The organism is Actinorectispora metalli, from assembly GCF_056323685.1.
Window position 1 is genome coordinate 1,499,827 of record NZ_JBREYE010000001.1, and the last position, 14,877, is coordinate 1,514,703.

The 14,877-nt window shown below is 68.8% G+C and carries 10 protein-coding genes; 5 read left to right on the plus strand and 5 right to left on the minus strand.

Going from position 1 to position 14,877, the window contains the following annotated elements; genetic code table 11:
- Window positions 1–120: 120 nt before the first annotated feature.
- Entirely contained in the window at window positions 121–981 is an 861-nt protein-coding gene (locus ACU6XJ_RS06835; RefSeq protein WP_476307756.1) for a helix-turn-helix domain-containing protein, read from the plus strand.
- A 207-nt stretch (window positions 982–1,188) separates the two neighbouring features.
- Here ACU6XJ_RS06835 and ACU6XJ_RS06840 read toward each other — a convergent pair whose 3' ends face one another.
- Both ACU6XJ_RS06840 and ACU6XJ_RS06845 read right to left on the minus strand, forming a co-directional pair.
- Window positions 1,189–2,607: a trypsin-like serine protease gene (locus ACU6XJ_RS06840; RefSeq protein ID WP_476307757.1), complete on the minus strand. Its 1,419-nt coding sequence runs from the start codon at window positions 2,605–2,607 to the stop codon at window positions 1,189–1,191.
- A gap of 4 nt (window positions 2,608–2,611) precedes the next feature.
- The gene (locus ACU6XJ_RS06845) at window positions 2,612–3,106 is read right to left on the minus strand and encodes a hypothetical protein (protein ID WP_476307759.1); all 495 of its coding nucleotides are present in this window, start codon (window positions 3,104–3,106) and stop codon (window positions 2,612–2,614) included.
- 334 nt (window positions 3,107–3,440) lie between these two features.
- On the opposite strand from ACU6XJ_RS06845, the gene ACU6XJ_RS06850 reads away from it, so the two are divergent.
- Together ACU6XJ_RS06850 and ACU6XJ_RS06855 are read left to right on the plus strand one after the other, a co-directional pair.
- On the plus strand, window positions 3,441–7,358 hold the full coding sequence (locus ACU6XJ_RS06850) for a polymorphic toxin-type HINT domain-containing protein (RefSeq protein WP_476307761.1): 3,918 nt from the start codon (window positions 3,441–3,443) through the stop codon (window positions 7,356–7,358).
- Window positions 7,359–7,369: 11 nt separating this feature from the next.
- Window positions 7,370–8,134, plus strand: a complete 765-nt coding sequence (locus tag ACU6XJ_RS06855; RefSeq protein ID WP_476307762.1) for a barstar family protein — start codon at window positions 7,370–7,372, stop codon at window positions 8,132–8,134.
- Here ACU6XJ_RS06855 and ACU6XJ_RS06860 read toward each other — a convergent pair.
- Window positions 8,131–9,390, minus strand: a complete 1,260-nt coding sequence (locus tag ACU6XJ_RS06860; RefSeq protein ID WP_476307764.1) for an Nramp family divalent metal transporter — start codon at window positions 9,388–9,390, stop codon at window positions 8,131–8,133. The two genes, ACU6XJ_RS06855 and ACU6XJ_RS06860, sit on opposite strands and share 4 nt — an antisense overlap.
- Window positions 9,391–9,673: 283 nt before the next feature.
- Here ACU6XJ_RS06860 and ACU6XJ_RS06865 point away from each other — a divergent pair, with 283 nt between their 5' ends.
- Together ACU6XJ_RS06865 and pth are read left to right on the plus strand one after the other, a co-directional pair.
- A complete protein-coding gene (locus tag ACU6XJ_RS06865; RefSeq protein WP_476307766.1) occupies window positions 9,674–10,309 on the plus strand; it encodes a 50S ribosomal protein L25/general stress protein Ctc in 636 nt (211 codons plus the stop codon).
- Window positions 10,310–10,395: 86 nt separating this feature from the next.
- A complete protein-coding gene (gene pth / locus ACU6XJ_RS06870; protein WP_476307769.1) occupies window positions 10,396–10,971 on the plus strand; it encodes an aminoacyl-tRNA hydrolase in 576 nt (191 codons plus the stop codon).
- 276 nt (window positions 10,972–11,247) lie between these two features.
- Here the strand turns inward: pth and ACU6XJ_RS06875 are convergent, their stop codons facing one another.
- Both ACU6XJ_RS06875 and ACU6XJ_RS06880 read right to left on the minus strand, forming a co-directional pair.
- Window positions 11,248–12,906 (minus strand): fatty acyl-AMP ligase, encoded by a 1,659-nt coding sequence (locus tag ACU6XJ_RS06875; RefSeq protein ID WP_476307772.1) that lies wholly within the window; start codon window positions 12,904–12,906, stop codon window positions 11,248–11,250.
- Window positions 12,907–13,006: 100 nt separating this feature from the next.
- Window positions 13,007–14,770 carry an ABC-F family ATP-binding cassette domain-containing protein gene (locus ACU6XJ_RS06880; protein ID WP_476307774.1) on the minus strand — a complete coding sequence of 588 codons (1,764 nt, stop codon included), beginning with the start codon at window positions 14,768–14,770 and terminating at the stop codon, window positions 13,007–13,009.
- Window positions 14,771–14,877: the final 107 nt, after the last annotated feature.

The following is a 14,877-nucleotide window of genomic DNA, read 5'->3' on the forward strand; positions in this document are numbered from 1 at the left end:
CGCACACCTCCACTGACTTGGCTGTTGCCCATCAAGCTATGGCTCTTTCATTCCGATGAAAATTGCGGAAGTTGCATTGATTGCAAGGTGCATTTCTTGCACAGGTTGCAAGGAGAACTCATGGCAAAGACACGGTCCAACGTGAGCGAACGTCGGATAGGCCTGGAACTGGAGCATGAGCGCAAAGCCGCCGGACTCACCCTCGACGACGTCGCAGAGCGCCTGGACGTGCATCCATCAACCATCAGCCGGTTGGAGAACGGCATTCGGCCACCGACAACCGAGGAAGTTGCAGCCATTGCAACTGCGATCGGAGTCTCCAGCAGCACTCGCCAACGCTTGATCGCGATGGTGCGGGTGGATCCGGAGACGGTCTTCCTTGACGATGGACCCATCTCATCCCAGACACGCAGCTATGCGAACTTCGAAGCCAAAGCTGCAAGAACGGTTCACGTGCAGCCGCTGCTGATACCGGGAATCGCGCAGACCGAAAGCTATGCTCGGGCTATCCTCACTGCACTATCTTCCACTCGAACGGTTGAAGATATCGAGATGCATCTTGCTGTTCGGAGAACACGGTGGGCGCTCCTCCGCCGACGGACTCCGCCGGAGGTGCACATCATCCTCAGGGAATGCGTACTCCGAACCGCCATCTGCGGACATCAAGCGATGGCCGACCAAGTGCAACACCTGATCAAGCTCGCCTCGAGTCCAACGATGCGGATCCAGGTGATACCCACGGAGATTGAAGCGCCACAATCACTCCTGTCGGCATTCACCCTCTTGGAGTTCGCGCGCCAACGCTCGATCGTATACATCGAAGATCGCGCTGTCGGCATCTTCTTGAGCGCGCCCCGAAACATCAACCACTACCGTCGAGCTATCGATGAACTCGCGGAGCAAGCACTCAGCCCGAAGCAGTCCACCGCACTCATGACTGCCATCGCGCGAAATCTGCGCTCCGACCACCACCACCCCTAGACATACCCCCGCCCTCCCAGGGGGGCGACCCCGGGTCCATCCTATCGGCCTCACCCGTTTGGACAAGATCAAAAAATCAGATTGGGGATAACCGGGGCTCTTGTGGATAACACGCCGAGCGGCTTGGGGTTTCGTCGTCGGTTGTCGGGAGTTTGTGCTAGCGAGGCGGGGCCGGTGCAGAAAGTGCACCAGCCCCGCTCAGGACTTCTACTGATCCAGTTCCGTCCAGGGTTGGGTCAGCGCCCCGTCTTTCACAGAGAGACGACCGTCTCGCAGGGCGCCCACGCGAGAGGCGGTGAGCCGAAATTCCGTCACACCCGAGCCCTGTTCGAACCAGCCGTTGTTCGCCGCACCATCGTCCTTCACGTACAGCACCCCGCCGGACGTCAGGGCGCCGACTCGGCCTCCGCTGATGTCCAGAGCCACCGCTCCGCTGTCCCACTGGTTCGTCCAGTGAGTTCCGGCGAGATCGCCTTCCTTCATCAGGACCCGACCGGACTGCAACACAGCCAAACGACTGCCGGCCAAACGGAAGTCCGACACTCCGTTCGCCTGGTGGAGCCAGGCCTTATTCGCCGCACCATCGTCCTTCACGTACAGCACACCATCGGCACCCAACGCGCCGATGCGAGCACCGTTGATCTCCAAGCGTGCGGCGGGGCCGTTCCACTGGGTGGTCCAGTGGGTTCCGCCCAGGGCACCTTCCTTCAACAGGATTCGGCCCGACTGGAGCACCGCCACACGGGTTCCGGACAGGCGGAAGTCCGCAACACCGGTGGCCTGCTGCTTCCAGCCGTTGTCCGACGCGCCGTCGTCCTTGACCCACAGCACCCCGCCTGAGGTCAGGGCGCCGATTCGGGTGCCGTCGACCTCGAACTTCACCGCGTCGCCCGCCCACTGGGTCGTCCAGGCACCGTCGTGCAGCAGCACGTGGCCGTTCTGCAAGGCGCCGATCCGGCCGCCGGACAGGCGAACGCCGACCACATGCGTGATCTGCCTGATCCACGGGCCCAAATCGTCGACCCTGGTTTCGACGCTGCCCCGCCGGGTTTCCGTCACGCCGACGCAACCGTGCTGCCACGAGTTACTGTGGATCGCGACCAGCTCGACACGGCCTGCGACCTCGCGGAAGGCGGGGCCGCCCGCGTCGCCCTTGCACGTGTCGCCCTCGCCGGTGGCGGTCAGGGTCGTCGCGTCGACCGTAGCGACCTTGAACGCGGCGGTGCGCGGCTTCGACGGCACCCACTCGGTGGCGGTGCGGCCGTAGCCGCCGAACCTCAGCACATCGCCGACCGCCGGGGCTGCGCCCAGCGACAGCAGGGCGGTGTCCCGCACCGACTTGGGCAGCTTCAGCAGCACCACATCCCGCTGCGGGTTGCGGTGCACGGCTTGGGCAACCTGGCCGGCTGCGGTGACGGGCTTGCCGTCCACGACGCAGGCGCCCGCGGTGAGCACCCACTGGGGAGCGATGAGGGCGCCGCTGCAACCGCGGCCCTCGGTCTCCACCTTCACGATGAACCTGTCGGCGCTCTCGGTGCCGCCGCTGATGGCGCCTGCGGGGATTGCCGTGAGCGCTCCGATGAGAACGGCCGCGCCCAGCGCGGCCGTTCGACGCGCGTGTCCCATGTCGTTACAGGGAGCGCAGTTCGACCAGGGCGGCGGGGCCCTCGTTGGGGTGCACCGTCTCGCCGACGGGGGTGATCTGGCTGGACTTGATCTGGTAGTCGCGCTTGACTTCCTGGCCGTCCACCTTGTGGGTCAGGGTGGCCTGGACCTTGTGGCTGTCGCCCTTGATGAAGTACGTGCTGGGGATCTCCAGCTGGAGGTAGCCACCCGCGCCGTAGACCTTGAAGCAGGCGATGTTGTTGGGCGTCTTGATGCTGTCGCTCTCCACCGTCAGCAGATCCGCGCCCTGCTGGCAGTCCACCCACTGAATCTTGCCGTTGCCCTTCTTCAGGGTCATGCCGATGGCGGCGGCGCCCGCCTGGTTGGGGTGCTCGTAGTCCTCCACGATCGGCGGCGGGGTGTCGGCGGCCGAATCGCTCACGCCCGAAGCGGTCAAGGTGGTCGCCAAAACAGCCGTACCGCTCAGTGCGGCCACGGCCAGATAGGTGGCAAATCGCATTGTGAAGATACTCCCTCAAGTAAATAAAAAAGCACAGAACCACAAATGATCTCTGCGCTTTCTTCCCCAGTCCCCCACTTGCGGGCCGAGGATACGTCGCGCTGCATCGCAGGTCAAAGGGCTCATCGGCATAGTGTGTTATGCCACTTCGCGTAACGGCCGGGACGACGGCGTTCGGTTCAGCCATGCACATCCAACCGGCCTAGGGAAATGCGGTTTCGCTGTGTTTAGAATCCGCTTACCACGCTTGTGGTTCCAGACTGGGGGAAAAGGTATGGACGTCGGCGTCCGCACGCGATTTTCGCGTGCGTTGGCTGGGCGAATCGCTCTTGTTGTGATCACCGTTGTCGCGTTGGTTGCCTCCGTCGTCTCCCCGACGACCGATGCTGTCGCACTCACCAACGCCGAGACTCCACTCAGCGACCGCGCCAAGGCGGTCGAACTTCTGAAGACCGGCGGTCCGGCGACGGCCCGTGCCGCCGAGATCGCGTTGCTGGGCAACGATGAACAGGTCCGCGAGTTCGTCACCAAGGGCTCGCAGGCGACGCTGGTCCACGACGACCGGATCAAGACCGGGCAGATCCTCGCCTTCGCAGGCCGCCACGTCCGCACCGCGGCGCAGACCGCACTCGGCGGCACGCCGGACGACGTGAAGAAGTTCCTCGCCGACGGCTGGAAAGAGCCGCAGCGCCTGGACATGCGGCTCAAGGTCGGCGAGATCATGGCCACCGGCGGCTCCGCCACCAACACGGCGGCGCAGCAGGCGTTGGCAGGCACCGCCGACGACGTGCTGAAGTTCCTCGCTTCCGGGCAGTACGAACCGCAGGTCCGCGACCGGCGCAAGCTGGTCGGCGAGATCATGGCCGCGGGCGGACCCGAGGTGAACAAGGCCGCCCAGCTCGCGCTCGACGGCGGCGACGAGGACGTCCAGGAATTCCTCAAGACCGGCCAACACGTGGCCCGCGCTCGGGACAACGAGCAGGCGAGCATCACCGAACTGGTCAACCTCGCCAGGACCGCGGGTGAGGAAGCCGCCCGCGAGACCGAGGCCGCCAAGGAAGCCTCCGCCCGCGCCGTCGCCGCGGCCGAGTTGGCCAAGCAGGCCGCGTTGAAGGCGGCCGAGGAGGCAGCGGCGGCCAAGGGTGATGCCGCGAAGGCGGCCAACGCCGCCGGTCGCGCCGCCGACTTCGCCAACCGGGCGGCCCGCGCCGCACAGGAGGCCATCGGCGCCGCGAACGCCGCCAACAACGCCGCCAAGGTCGCCTCGAACGCGGCGATGCGCGCGGCCTCCGCCGCATCCGCCGCCTCGCAGGCCGCGTCCAACGCCCGCAGTGCGGCGGCCGCCGCCGCCACCGACGCCAACCAGGCGCGGGCCGCGCGGGAAGCCGCGCAGCGGGCGCGTGATGTGGCCGCGGGTGCGCGCAAGGCCGCCGAGGCCGCGAACGCCGCGGGCAACGCGGCCACCGAAGCGGGCAACGCCGCACGCGCGGCTGCGAACGCCGGCGCCAACGCCGACCGGGCCGCCAGCGCCGCCGAGGACGCCGCCAACCAGGCGGGTGTCGCCGGTGCCGAGGCTGCCCGCGCCCGCAAGGCCGCCGCCGACGCCCATCGGTTCGCGGGGCAGGCCAACCGGGCGGCGGGCGCCGCCGAGTCGCTGGCCCGGCTCTCCGCGCAGGCCGCGGGCGACGCCTACCGGGCTGCCATGAGCGCCGCCCAGCACGCCGAGAACGCCGCCAGGGCGGCCGACGAGGCGGCCGAGCACGCGGGCAACGCCGAGACCGCGGCCAGGGAGTCCGAGGCCCACGCCAAGGCCGCCCAAGAGGCCGCGACCGCGTCTACCGACGCCGCCAACCTCGCCGACAAGATCGAGCGGACCGCTCGCGAGGCGGACGTCAACCGCCTCAAGCAGTACGAGGAAGAGGGCATCGCCGCGGCCGAGAAGGCCAAGGCGGACCAGGACAACAGGGCCGCCTACGAGTCCGCCGAGGCGAGCCGGGTCGACGCGGAGACCAAGAAGTTCCTGGAGCAGGCCACCGCGCCGGGCGCCGACCAGGCCACCGTGCTCGCCGCCGGTCGCCAGGCCGCGATGCGGCTGCGCGGCGTCGGCGGCACCTGGACCCGGTCGGCCGCCGAACTCGCGCTGGCGGGCGGCATCGAGGAAATGCGCTCCTGGCTGTCCTTCCGCCGTGAGTTCGCCGCGGAGGAGGACGACCGGGCGCGCGTGCACTACCTGGGCGAGAACACCACCGTCGAAAAGCAGAAACTCGCCGCGCAGAACGCCTACCTCGGCGACGGCGACGAGGTGCGCGACTTCCTGCGCACCCAGTACTACGACGGCAAGGTCGCCGACGACCGCAAGCTGGTCGGCCAGATCATGGCCAATGGCGGGCCCGCCACCCAGCGCGCGGGCCAGAAGGCGCTGGAGGGCACACCCGAGGACGTCGCGGAGTTCCTGCGGACCGGCCAGTACGTGGCGGCCCAGCAGGACGATCGGATGAAGATCGGCGAGATCATCAACACCGGCGGCGCCGAGGTGCAGGCCGCCGGTCGAATCGCACTAGCCGGGCCTGCGTCCTACGCCAGGGAGTTCGTGCGGGTCGGCCAGTACAAGGCCGCCCAGCGCGACGCCCTGGACGCCTCACACGTCGCGCAGGTCCGCAGGCTGGTCGCCGAGGGCGCCAGGATCGCGGCCACCGCCAGGGAGAACGCCGCCGAGGCCGCACGCGTCGCGGCCATCGCCCGCAAGGCGGCCGACGAGGCCGCGGTGTGGGCGAAGAAGGCGCAGGACTCCGCGGCCGAGGCCAAGGAGTACGCGCGTCAGGCCAAGGCCTCCGCCGACGCGGCGCAGGCCTCCGCCAACCGCGCGGCCGAATCGGCCAAAACGGCACGGGCCGCGGCCAACGCGGCGGCGAAGGACGCCGAGCGCGCTTCGGCGTCGGCCTCCCGCGCCGAGGCCTCCGCGGCACAGGCCAGGGCGTCGGCGGCAGATGCCGCCGCGTCCGCGAAGGCCGCCCGTGACTCCGCGACCCAGGCAGGCCAGGACGCCGCCCTGGCCCAGCGGGCCGCGGACGAGGCGCACGACATCGCGATGGCCAAGCAGCGCGCCGAGGACCAGGAGCGCTACGGCGGTGCGCTCAGCCCCCAGGAACTCGACGAACTGCGGGCCGCCTGCGGTGGCGACCAGGCGTGCATCGACAAGTACGTCGCCGCGCAGCGCGATGCGAGCAAGTCGCTGCTGGACTTCCTCAAGGAAAACGGCGCGACGATCATCCTCGACCTCATCGGCTACACCGATGCGGAGAAGTGCTTCACCCAGGGCGACATCGAGGGCTGCATCTGGACGGCGATCAACGCGCTGCTGCTGGTCAACCCGTTCGCGCTGATCGGCAAGGCGGCTCAGCTGGTGCCCGCGATCGCCCGCATCATCGGCAAGGTCGGCAAGTTCCTCGACCGCCTCGCGCAGGCCAAGAACGAGCTGTCCAGCATGCGCAAGATGATCGACGAGGCCAAGGACTCCTGCAAGGTCATCCCGGGCAACAGCTTCGCGCCAGGGGTGAAGGTGTTCATGGCCGACGGGTCGCGCAAACCCATCAAGGACGTGGTCGTCGGCGACCAAGTGCTGGCCACCGATCCGGAGACCGGGGAGTCCGGCGCCCGCCGCGTCACCGCGGTGATCATGGGTGAGGGTGCCAAGCACATGGTGTCGGTCTCGGTCGGCGGTGACGGTTTCACCGGCGAGCGCGGCGACGTCATCGAGGCCACCGGCAACCACCCGTTCTGGGTGGCCGACCGCAAGCAGTGGGTCGACGCGCAGGACATCCGGCCCGGCGAGCACCTCCAGACCGTGAGCGGCACCCGCGTCGCGGTCACCGGCACCCGGGCACACGCCGAGGTCATGCAGGTCTACAACCTCACGGTCGCGGACCTGCACACCTACTACGTCGTAATCGACCAGGACCCGGTGTTGGTGCACAACTGCCCGCGCAAGGCGCCGCGGGACGTGCCCAGGGTCATCAAGCAGGAGATGAAGAAGGCTCTGGAGGGCAACGCCACTCGCAGAACGCACCCGGACGGCACGCCCAAGGTCTACGGTGCCGCGGAGCATCCGCCCGCCGTGCAGCGGAAATGGGCGGGTTCAGAGGAGTATGAGGTGCCGGGCATGCCCGACAACTTCAGACTGCTCAAGAACAAGTACGGCGAATGGGGCTGGACCGACAACCACTACAAGTCGATCTTCCTGTTCGAGCAGTAGAAAGGACCACCGTGAGCGCCACGCCACGATTCGCGATCCGCGACGCCGTCGAAAACCTGCCGATCGCGACCGTCGAGGACGTGGAGGGCTTCTTCATCGGCGGGACGAGCAGCGATCCCGACGAGTGGACGTTCACGGTGTCCGGCTTCACGCCCGTGCCGCCGTTGCCGCCGCTGAGCGGCGACGGCGGCACGGCCGCGCTCGGCTACATCACCATGGAGATCCTGGCCCCCGACGGCCGGGGGCTGGGCGGTTACACCGCCTGGGACGCCGAGCTGACCAGGCTGGATGACCGCAAGCACACGATCACCTGCGCCACCGCGGTGCTGCCCGATCGGGACGCCGAGCCGGTGTGGGAGCTGTGGCGGCGCGGCGGGCCACAGCGCGAGCACCTCTGGGCCGAACTCCCGCCGGGGCGGCGGGACGGGTGGCTGCAGGTGGTGGCGCTGAGCTCCTTCGTGAACCGCTCCGTGCACCGGACGAAGGCCGAGATCGTGCTGGACGGCGGCGACATCGTCGATCTGACCAGCTTCTACCTGGCGATCGGCGAGGCCGTCAACGGGCCGGGGGGTTATTTCGGCTGGAACCTGGACGCGCTCTACGACTGCCTGTGCGGCGGCTACGGCGCCGCACCCAAGCCGGTGATCCGGTGGGAGCACTCCGCCGTCGCCAGGCGACACCTGAGCGCCCCCCGCACTCCGAACCACCAGGAGTCCACGATGGACACCCTGTTGACGCTGCTCCGCGAGGCAGGCGCCGAGGTGGAGCTGCGCTAGTCCCAGAGCAGGCGGATCAACTCGTTGACCCCCAGCGCCACGAACAGGGCCAGGCAGGCCCCGAGGACGGTGTTGGACAGCCAGCGGGACCGGTACTGCTTGGGCAGGGACTTCGAGTTCAGCAGCGCCAGCAGCGTGCCCGCCAGGAACGGCATGAACAGCGAGCCCAGCACGCCGTAGGCCACCGTGAGCTGGAACGGCCGGTCGGCGAACAGCAGGGCCATCGGCGGGAACGTCAGCCACAGCACGTAGCCCCGGTAGGCGTTGCTTTGCTCCACCTGCTCGTACTCGACGCCGCCGGTCGACCGCCAGGTGCGCAGCCAGTCGGCGAACAGCAGGCTCACGCCGTTCCAGACGCCGAGCAGCGAGGTGAACGACACCGCGAAGAAGCCGACCAGGAACGGGATGCGAGCCCACTCGCCGTAGTCGAGGGCGAGCCGGTCGCCCAACGTGAGCAGGCCCTTGTCGCCGCTGAGCACGGGCTGGCCGAGCATCATCTCGGCGCCGACGATCAGCATCGCCACCACGAAGATGCCGGTCATGAGGTAGCCGACCGCGTTGTCGGTGCGCATCATCGGCAGCCAGGCGGGTGTCTTCCAGCCCTTGGCCATCGTCCAGTAGCCGTAGGAGGCCATCGTGATCGTGCCGCCGACGCCGCCGACGAGCCCCAGCACGTAGATCAGCGAACCGTCCGGCAGCCGGGGCACCAGGCCGCTCGCGAGCGCGGTCAGATCGGGCCCGACGAGCACCGCGGTGCCGACGACGGTCACGAACATCACGCCGGTCAGCACGGTCATGATCTTCTCGATGAAGCCGTACCGGCCGAACCACACCAGCGCCAGACCGATCAGACCGCAGGCGATGCCCCAGTACTTGACGTCCATCCACGGGAACAGCGCGTTGAGCGGCAGCCCGGTGGCCGACATCGCGGTGGCACCGAAGACGAAGCCCCAGATCACCGCGTAGACGCCGAAGTAGCCGCTCGCCCAGCGGCCCAGCTTCGCCCAGCCGGACAGCAGCGTTTCACCCGAAGTGAGGTGCCAGCGGCCGACGGCCTCGGCCAGCGCGAGCTTCAGCACGGTGCCAATGACCACCGCCCAGAGCAGCACGTAGCCGAGCTTGGCCCCCGCCACCAGGGTCGCGACCAGGTCGCCTGCGCCGACGCCGGTGGCGGCGGCCATGATCCCGGGGCCGATCTGACGTAACCGGGCGGCTAACCCGGTTGGGTGTGAATCCACCGTTTCGGACACCTGCATCACTTAACCAGGTGAAGACCGTGTGATCCAGACCGCAGATCGCCTTGGGCATGACCGGACATGATCTCGCGGTGTCAAGCTCTCCGATAGACCCCGATTCGGTGTATCGCCGCCGGTTGCCTACACTGTTGGGGTTGCCTCGGCGAGGTTGGGCCCCGCGCCCAGCGTGATTCGACGCGGCGGTTCTAGTGGCCGCGCTGTGTCGTATACCGCTCGCGCGCCCTGCCGCCGGAGGCCGCTGACCCCGCAAGTTTTGCCCGACGTCTTATAGGAGAACACCACCGTGTCCGAGGTACGTTTGATTGCCGAGGCCCGCACCGAGTTCGGCAAGGGCGCTGCCCGCCGTACTCGCCGCGCCGGAAAGATTCCCGCCGTGCTGTACGGCCACGGCAGCGAGCCCAAGCACTTGGCGCTGCCCGCGCTCGAGTTCGCCCGCGTCGTCCGCGAGCACGGCAGCAACGCCGTCCTCTCGCTCGACCTCGGCGACAGCAGCAAAGAGCTGGCGCTGACCAAGACCGTCACCACCCACCCGATCAAGAACTACATCGAGCACGTTGACCTGCTGGTCGTCAAGCGCGGCGAGAAGGTCACCGTCGAGGTTCCGATCGTGGTGTCCGGTGAGCCCGCCTCCGCCACCCTGGTCACCCAGGAACTGACCACGATCTCCCTGGAGGCCGAGGCGCTGCACATCCCCGACCAGGTCGAGCTGTCGATCGAGGGCGCCCAGGCGGGCACCCAGTTCCACGCGAGCGACCTCACCCTGCCGCGTGGCTCCGCGTTGCAGACCGACCCCGAGGCCCTGGTGCTGGCCGTCAACGCCGCGCCGACCGCCGAGGACATGGAGCGCGCCGTCGACACCGAGGGTGCCGGTGTGGTCGAGGACGCCCCGCAGACCGAGGAAGAGCCCAAGGAAGACTGAGCCTCTAGGCTGCGCCCAGACGTCGGGCTTGCGCCGTCTCGCCTCTTTCCGGGGCGGGGCGGCGCGCTGGCATGTGAGGTCGAGTGATGGACGAGTTGACGCTGGTCGTCGGGCTGGGCAACCCCGGCCCAGGGTATGCGGGCAACCGGCACAACGTCGGTTTCATGGTGCTGGACGAACTCGCGGGGCGCGTCGGCGGCCGGTTCAAGTCGCACAAGGCCGGGGCCGATGTGCTGGAGGGCAGGCTGGCGGGCCTGCGGGTGGTGCTGGCGAAGCCGCGCTGCTTCATGAACCTCTCGGGCGGCCCCGTCGCGGGCATCGCCAAGTTCTTCAAGCTTCCCGCCGAGTCGATCATCGTGGTGCACGACGAATTGGACCTGCCGTTCGGGACGCTCCGCTTCAAGCTGGGCGGCGGCGAGAACGGCCACAACGGCCTGCGTTCGATGACCAAATCGCTGGGCACCAAGGACTACCTGCGCGCCCGCTTCGGCGTCGGACGCCCGCCGGGCCGGATGGACCCCGCCGACTACGTCCTCCGCGATTTCGCCCCCGCCGAACGCAAGGAACTCCCCTTCCTCCTGGACCGCTGCGCCGACGCTGTCGAATCCCTTGTCTCGGACGGCCTCGAGCCCACCCAGAACAAGTTCCACGCCGCCGTCTGACACCGCTGCCGAACTTCCCAGGCTGCCACGGCTTCCTTCCCCGTGTCCTCGCCAATCCGCGTTTTCGGGCGTGTTATCCACAGGCGGGGCGGTTGTCCACAGATCCGTTTTTCCCGTTCGCGCCGGCGGGTTTTGCGGCGATAGGCTCGCCAAGGGCGAAGCCCCCAGGGCGGGCGGGGGGTGTCCGATGACAGGCAGAATCGCCGACTTTCGGAGTCCACGCCGGTGGCTGGCGAGACCGCGCCTTGACGGTTCGCCTTCGTGGATGGTGTTGGGCTACTTCTTCAGCAGCTCCGAGATTTGGGCGCCCGCGGCGGCGCGCTTGAGCTTGCCGGACGGGGTTTTTGGCAGGCTGCCGGGCGGGAGCACGACCACCGCCGATGGGCGGGCGCCGACGGCGTCCATGACACGGGCGGCGACCTCCTTGCGCACCTTCGGTTCCCGCTCCTCATCACCCGCCGCCACCGATTCGACGGCCACCGCGAACCGTTCGCGGCGGCCCTCCTCGGACAGGCGCACGGCCACCGCGTTGCCCGCGCGGACGTCGGGGACCTCGCAGGCCGCGCGTTCGATGTCCGTCGGGTACAGATTCCGGCCGCCCATGATGATCACGTCCTTGCGGCGGCCGCACACCACGACCTGACCCTCGGCGAGGTAGCCCTCGTCGCCGGTGCGCAGCCAGCCCTCCTCGTCCTGGGTCGGCACCGGGCCGTCGGCGGTGAGGTAGCCGGGCGTCACCGAGGTGCCGCGTACCCGCAACTCGCCGACCTGCCGGTTGCCCAGCACGCGGCCGTCGTCGTCGACGACGTCGATCTCCAGGCCGGGCAGCGGCGGGCCGAGCAGCGGGAACTCGCGGGTCTTCCCGCCATCCGAGGGCACCGCCTTGCGGTTGAGCTCCAGCTCCTCGGCGTCCACCGCGTCCACCCGCATGCCGGTGTTCAGCGACGCGAAGGACGTGCCGAGCGTCGTCTCAGCCATGCCGTAGGCGCACACCATGACCTCGCGGCGCAGGCCGAAGCGGGCGCCCGCGTCCAGGAACGTGTTCACCGCGGACGGGTCGATCGGTTCGGCGCCGTTGAGCGCGAACCGCAGGCTGGACAGGTCGAACTCGCCGTCATCGGCCTTGGCAAGGCGCTTGCCGACCACGGCGTAGGCGAAGTTGGGCGCCGAGGTCACGGTGCCGCCATGCCTGCTGATCAGCTCCGGCCACAGCAGCGGGCGGCGCAGGAAGTCCACCGGGGTGACCTTCACCAGCTCGTACCCGCCCCACATCGGGATGGTCAGGAAACCGACCATGCCCATGTCGTGGAACAGCGGCAGCCACGACACCAGCACATCCGCCTCGGTGTCCAATTGGGCGACGGTGACCATGGCGCTGGCGTTGGCGAACAGGTTGCCGTGGGTGATCCGCACCGCCTTGGGCTCGGCGGTGGAGCCGCTGGTCAACTGCTGCAACGCGGTGGCGTCCTCGCCGACCTCGACGATCTCGGTGAGCGGCTCGCCGTCGTCCAGCGCGGTGAGCAGCCGGTAGCCGACGCCGTGCTGGTCGAGCAGCCCGGCCAACGGCTCGAACGGGTCGCCCAGCAGGACAAGGTCCGCCTCGATGATCTTCAACTCGCGCAGCGTGTCCGCGGCCCAGTGCTCCAGGTTGGTGCGCGGTGTCGGCTGGTGCAGCATCGTGACGCTGCCGCCGATCAGCAGCACCGCCTGCACCGCGGGCGCGATCGGCTCGGGGTCGCCCGCGAGCACCGCGACGCTCGCTCCCGGCTCAAGACCGCCCGCGACGAGCGCACCCGCCATCGTCAGGGCCTGCCGGTGCACCTCGCCCCAGGTCCTGCGCCGCGGCGCGTCGGGCTCACCGGTGGTGATGCCCCGGGCGTTCGGTCCGCTGTTGGCGGCGGCCGAAGACAGCATTGTCTCGACGAACTGGCTCACACCGACAACCTAAGCCGCAAAGGATCATTCTTGCGACCGAAACCACGCACAAAGATGACCCGCCTGCCTTGTTCGACAGGGCTTCGCCCTAGGCCGGGGCCTAGGCTTCGAGTTTTTCAGCGGCCAGCAGCCACTGCTCCTCCAACTCGTCCTTCTCGTTGAGCAGCGCCTTGAGCTCGCCGTTCAAGGACATGAGCCGGTCCGGATCAGTCGCTGCGTCGGCCAACGCCGCGTGCAGCTTGCCCTCTTTCTCGCCGAGGCTGCTGATCTTGCGTTCGAGCCTGGCCAGTTCTTTGCGGGCGGTGCGCTCCTCCGCGGCGTTCGACGGTCCACTGCGGACGGTCGCGGGCCGTGGCTGCTCCTGGACCGCCGCACGGCGGCGCAGGTACTCCTCGATTCCGCCCGGCACCTGCGTGATGCTGCCGTCGCCGAACAACGCGATCACGTTGTCGCAGATCCGCTCCACCAGGTACCGGTCGTGGGAGACCACGACCAGGCTGCCGCCCCAGGAGTCGAGCAGGTCCTCCAACTGCTGGAGGGTGTCGATGTCCAGGTCGTTGGTCGGCTCGTCCAGCAGCAGCACGTTGGGCTCGTCCATCAGCAGCCGGGTGAGCTGAACCCTGCGGCGCTCGCCGCCGGAGAGGTCCGCGACCGGCGTCCATTGCCGGGCGGTCGGGAACCCGAGGCGCTCCAGCAGCATCGACGCCGACAGTTCCTGCTTGCCGAGCGTCACCCGGCGGGCCACGTCCTCGACCGCCTCCAACACCCGCATATGGGTCGGCAGGTCCTTGAGCTCCTGGCTCAGGTGCCCCAGCCGAACCGTCTGACCTTGGACGCGTTTGCCCTGATCAGGCTGGTAGTCGCCGGCGAGCATGCGCAGCAGGGTGGTCTTGCCGGAGCCGTTGACGCCGACGATGCCGGTGCGCTCGCCGGGCGCCAGGCGCCAGGTGATGCCGTCCAGCAGCTTGCGGTCGCCGAGGGAGAGGCTCACATCCTCCAACTCGACCACGGTGCGGCCCAGCCTGCGTTTGGCGAAGCTGACCAGCTCGACCTTGTCCCGCGGCGGCGGTACGTCGGCGATCAGCGCCTCGGCGGCCTCCACCCGGAACTTGGGCTTGGAGGTGCGGGCGGGCGCGCCGCGGCGCAGCCAGGCCAGTTCCTTGCGGGCCAGGTTGCGGCGCTTTTCCTCGGCGGTGTCGGCCAGCCTGCCCCGCTCGGCGCGGGCGAAGATCCAGTCCGCGTAGCCGCCCTCGTACTGCTCGACGCCGCCGCCGACGACCTCCCAGGTGCGGGTGCAGACGGTGTCCAGGAACCACCGGTCGTGGGTGACGACCACCAACGCGATGCGGCGGTTGATCAGGTGGTCGGCCAGCCACTGCACGCCCTCCACGTCGAGGTGGTTGGTGGGCTCGTCCAGCACCACCACGTCCAGGTCGCGCACCAGGGCGGCGGCCAGCGCGACGCGGCGCCGCTCGCCACCGGACAGCGGCCCCACCACGGTGTCGAGGCCCTGCGCGGTGAGGCCGAGGCCGTCCAGCACCGACCGCACGCGGGCGTCGGCCGCCCACTCGTGGTCGGCGGCGTGGCCGAGCGGGTCGATCACCGCGTTGCGGATCGTGCTGGCGGGGTCCAGCTCGGTGCGCTGGGTGACCACGGCCATCCGCAGGTCGCGGTTGTGGCTGACGCGGCCGTCGTCCGGCGGCTCGATGCCCGCCAGCACCTCCAGCAGGGTGGTCTTGCCGCCCCCGTTGAGTCCCACGACCCCGATGCGGTCGCCCTCGTTCACCCCTAGCGAGACCTGATCCAACAGCGCTCGCACGCCGTAGCTCTTACTCACCAGCTCCAGATTGACCAAGTTCGCCATGATGCCCCGATCGTAGTTCTGCCCCACGACACGCCTGCGGTGCAGGGCGTTTACTACCTGAAGTCGCATTTTATTACGACTCGCGGTAGTATGGCGTCGTCCCGATC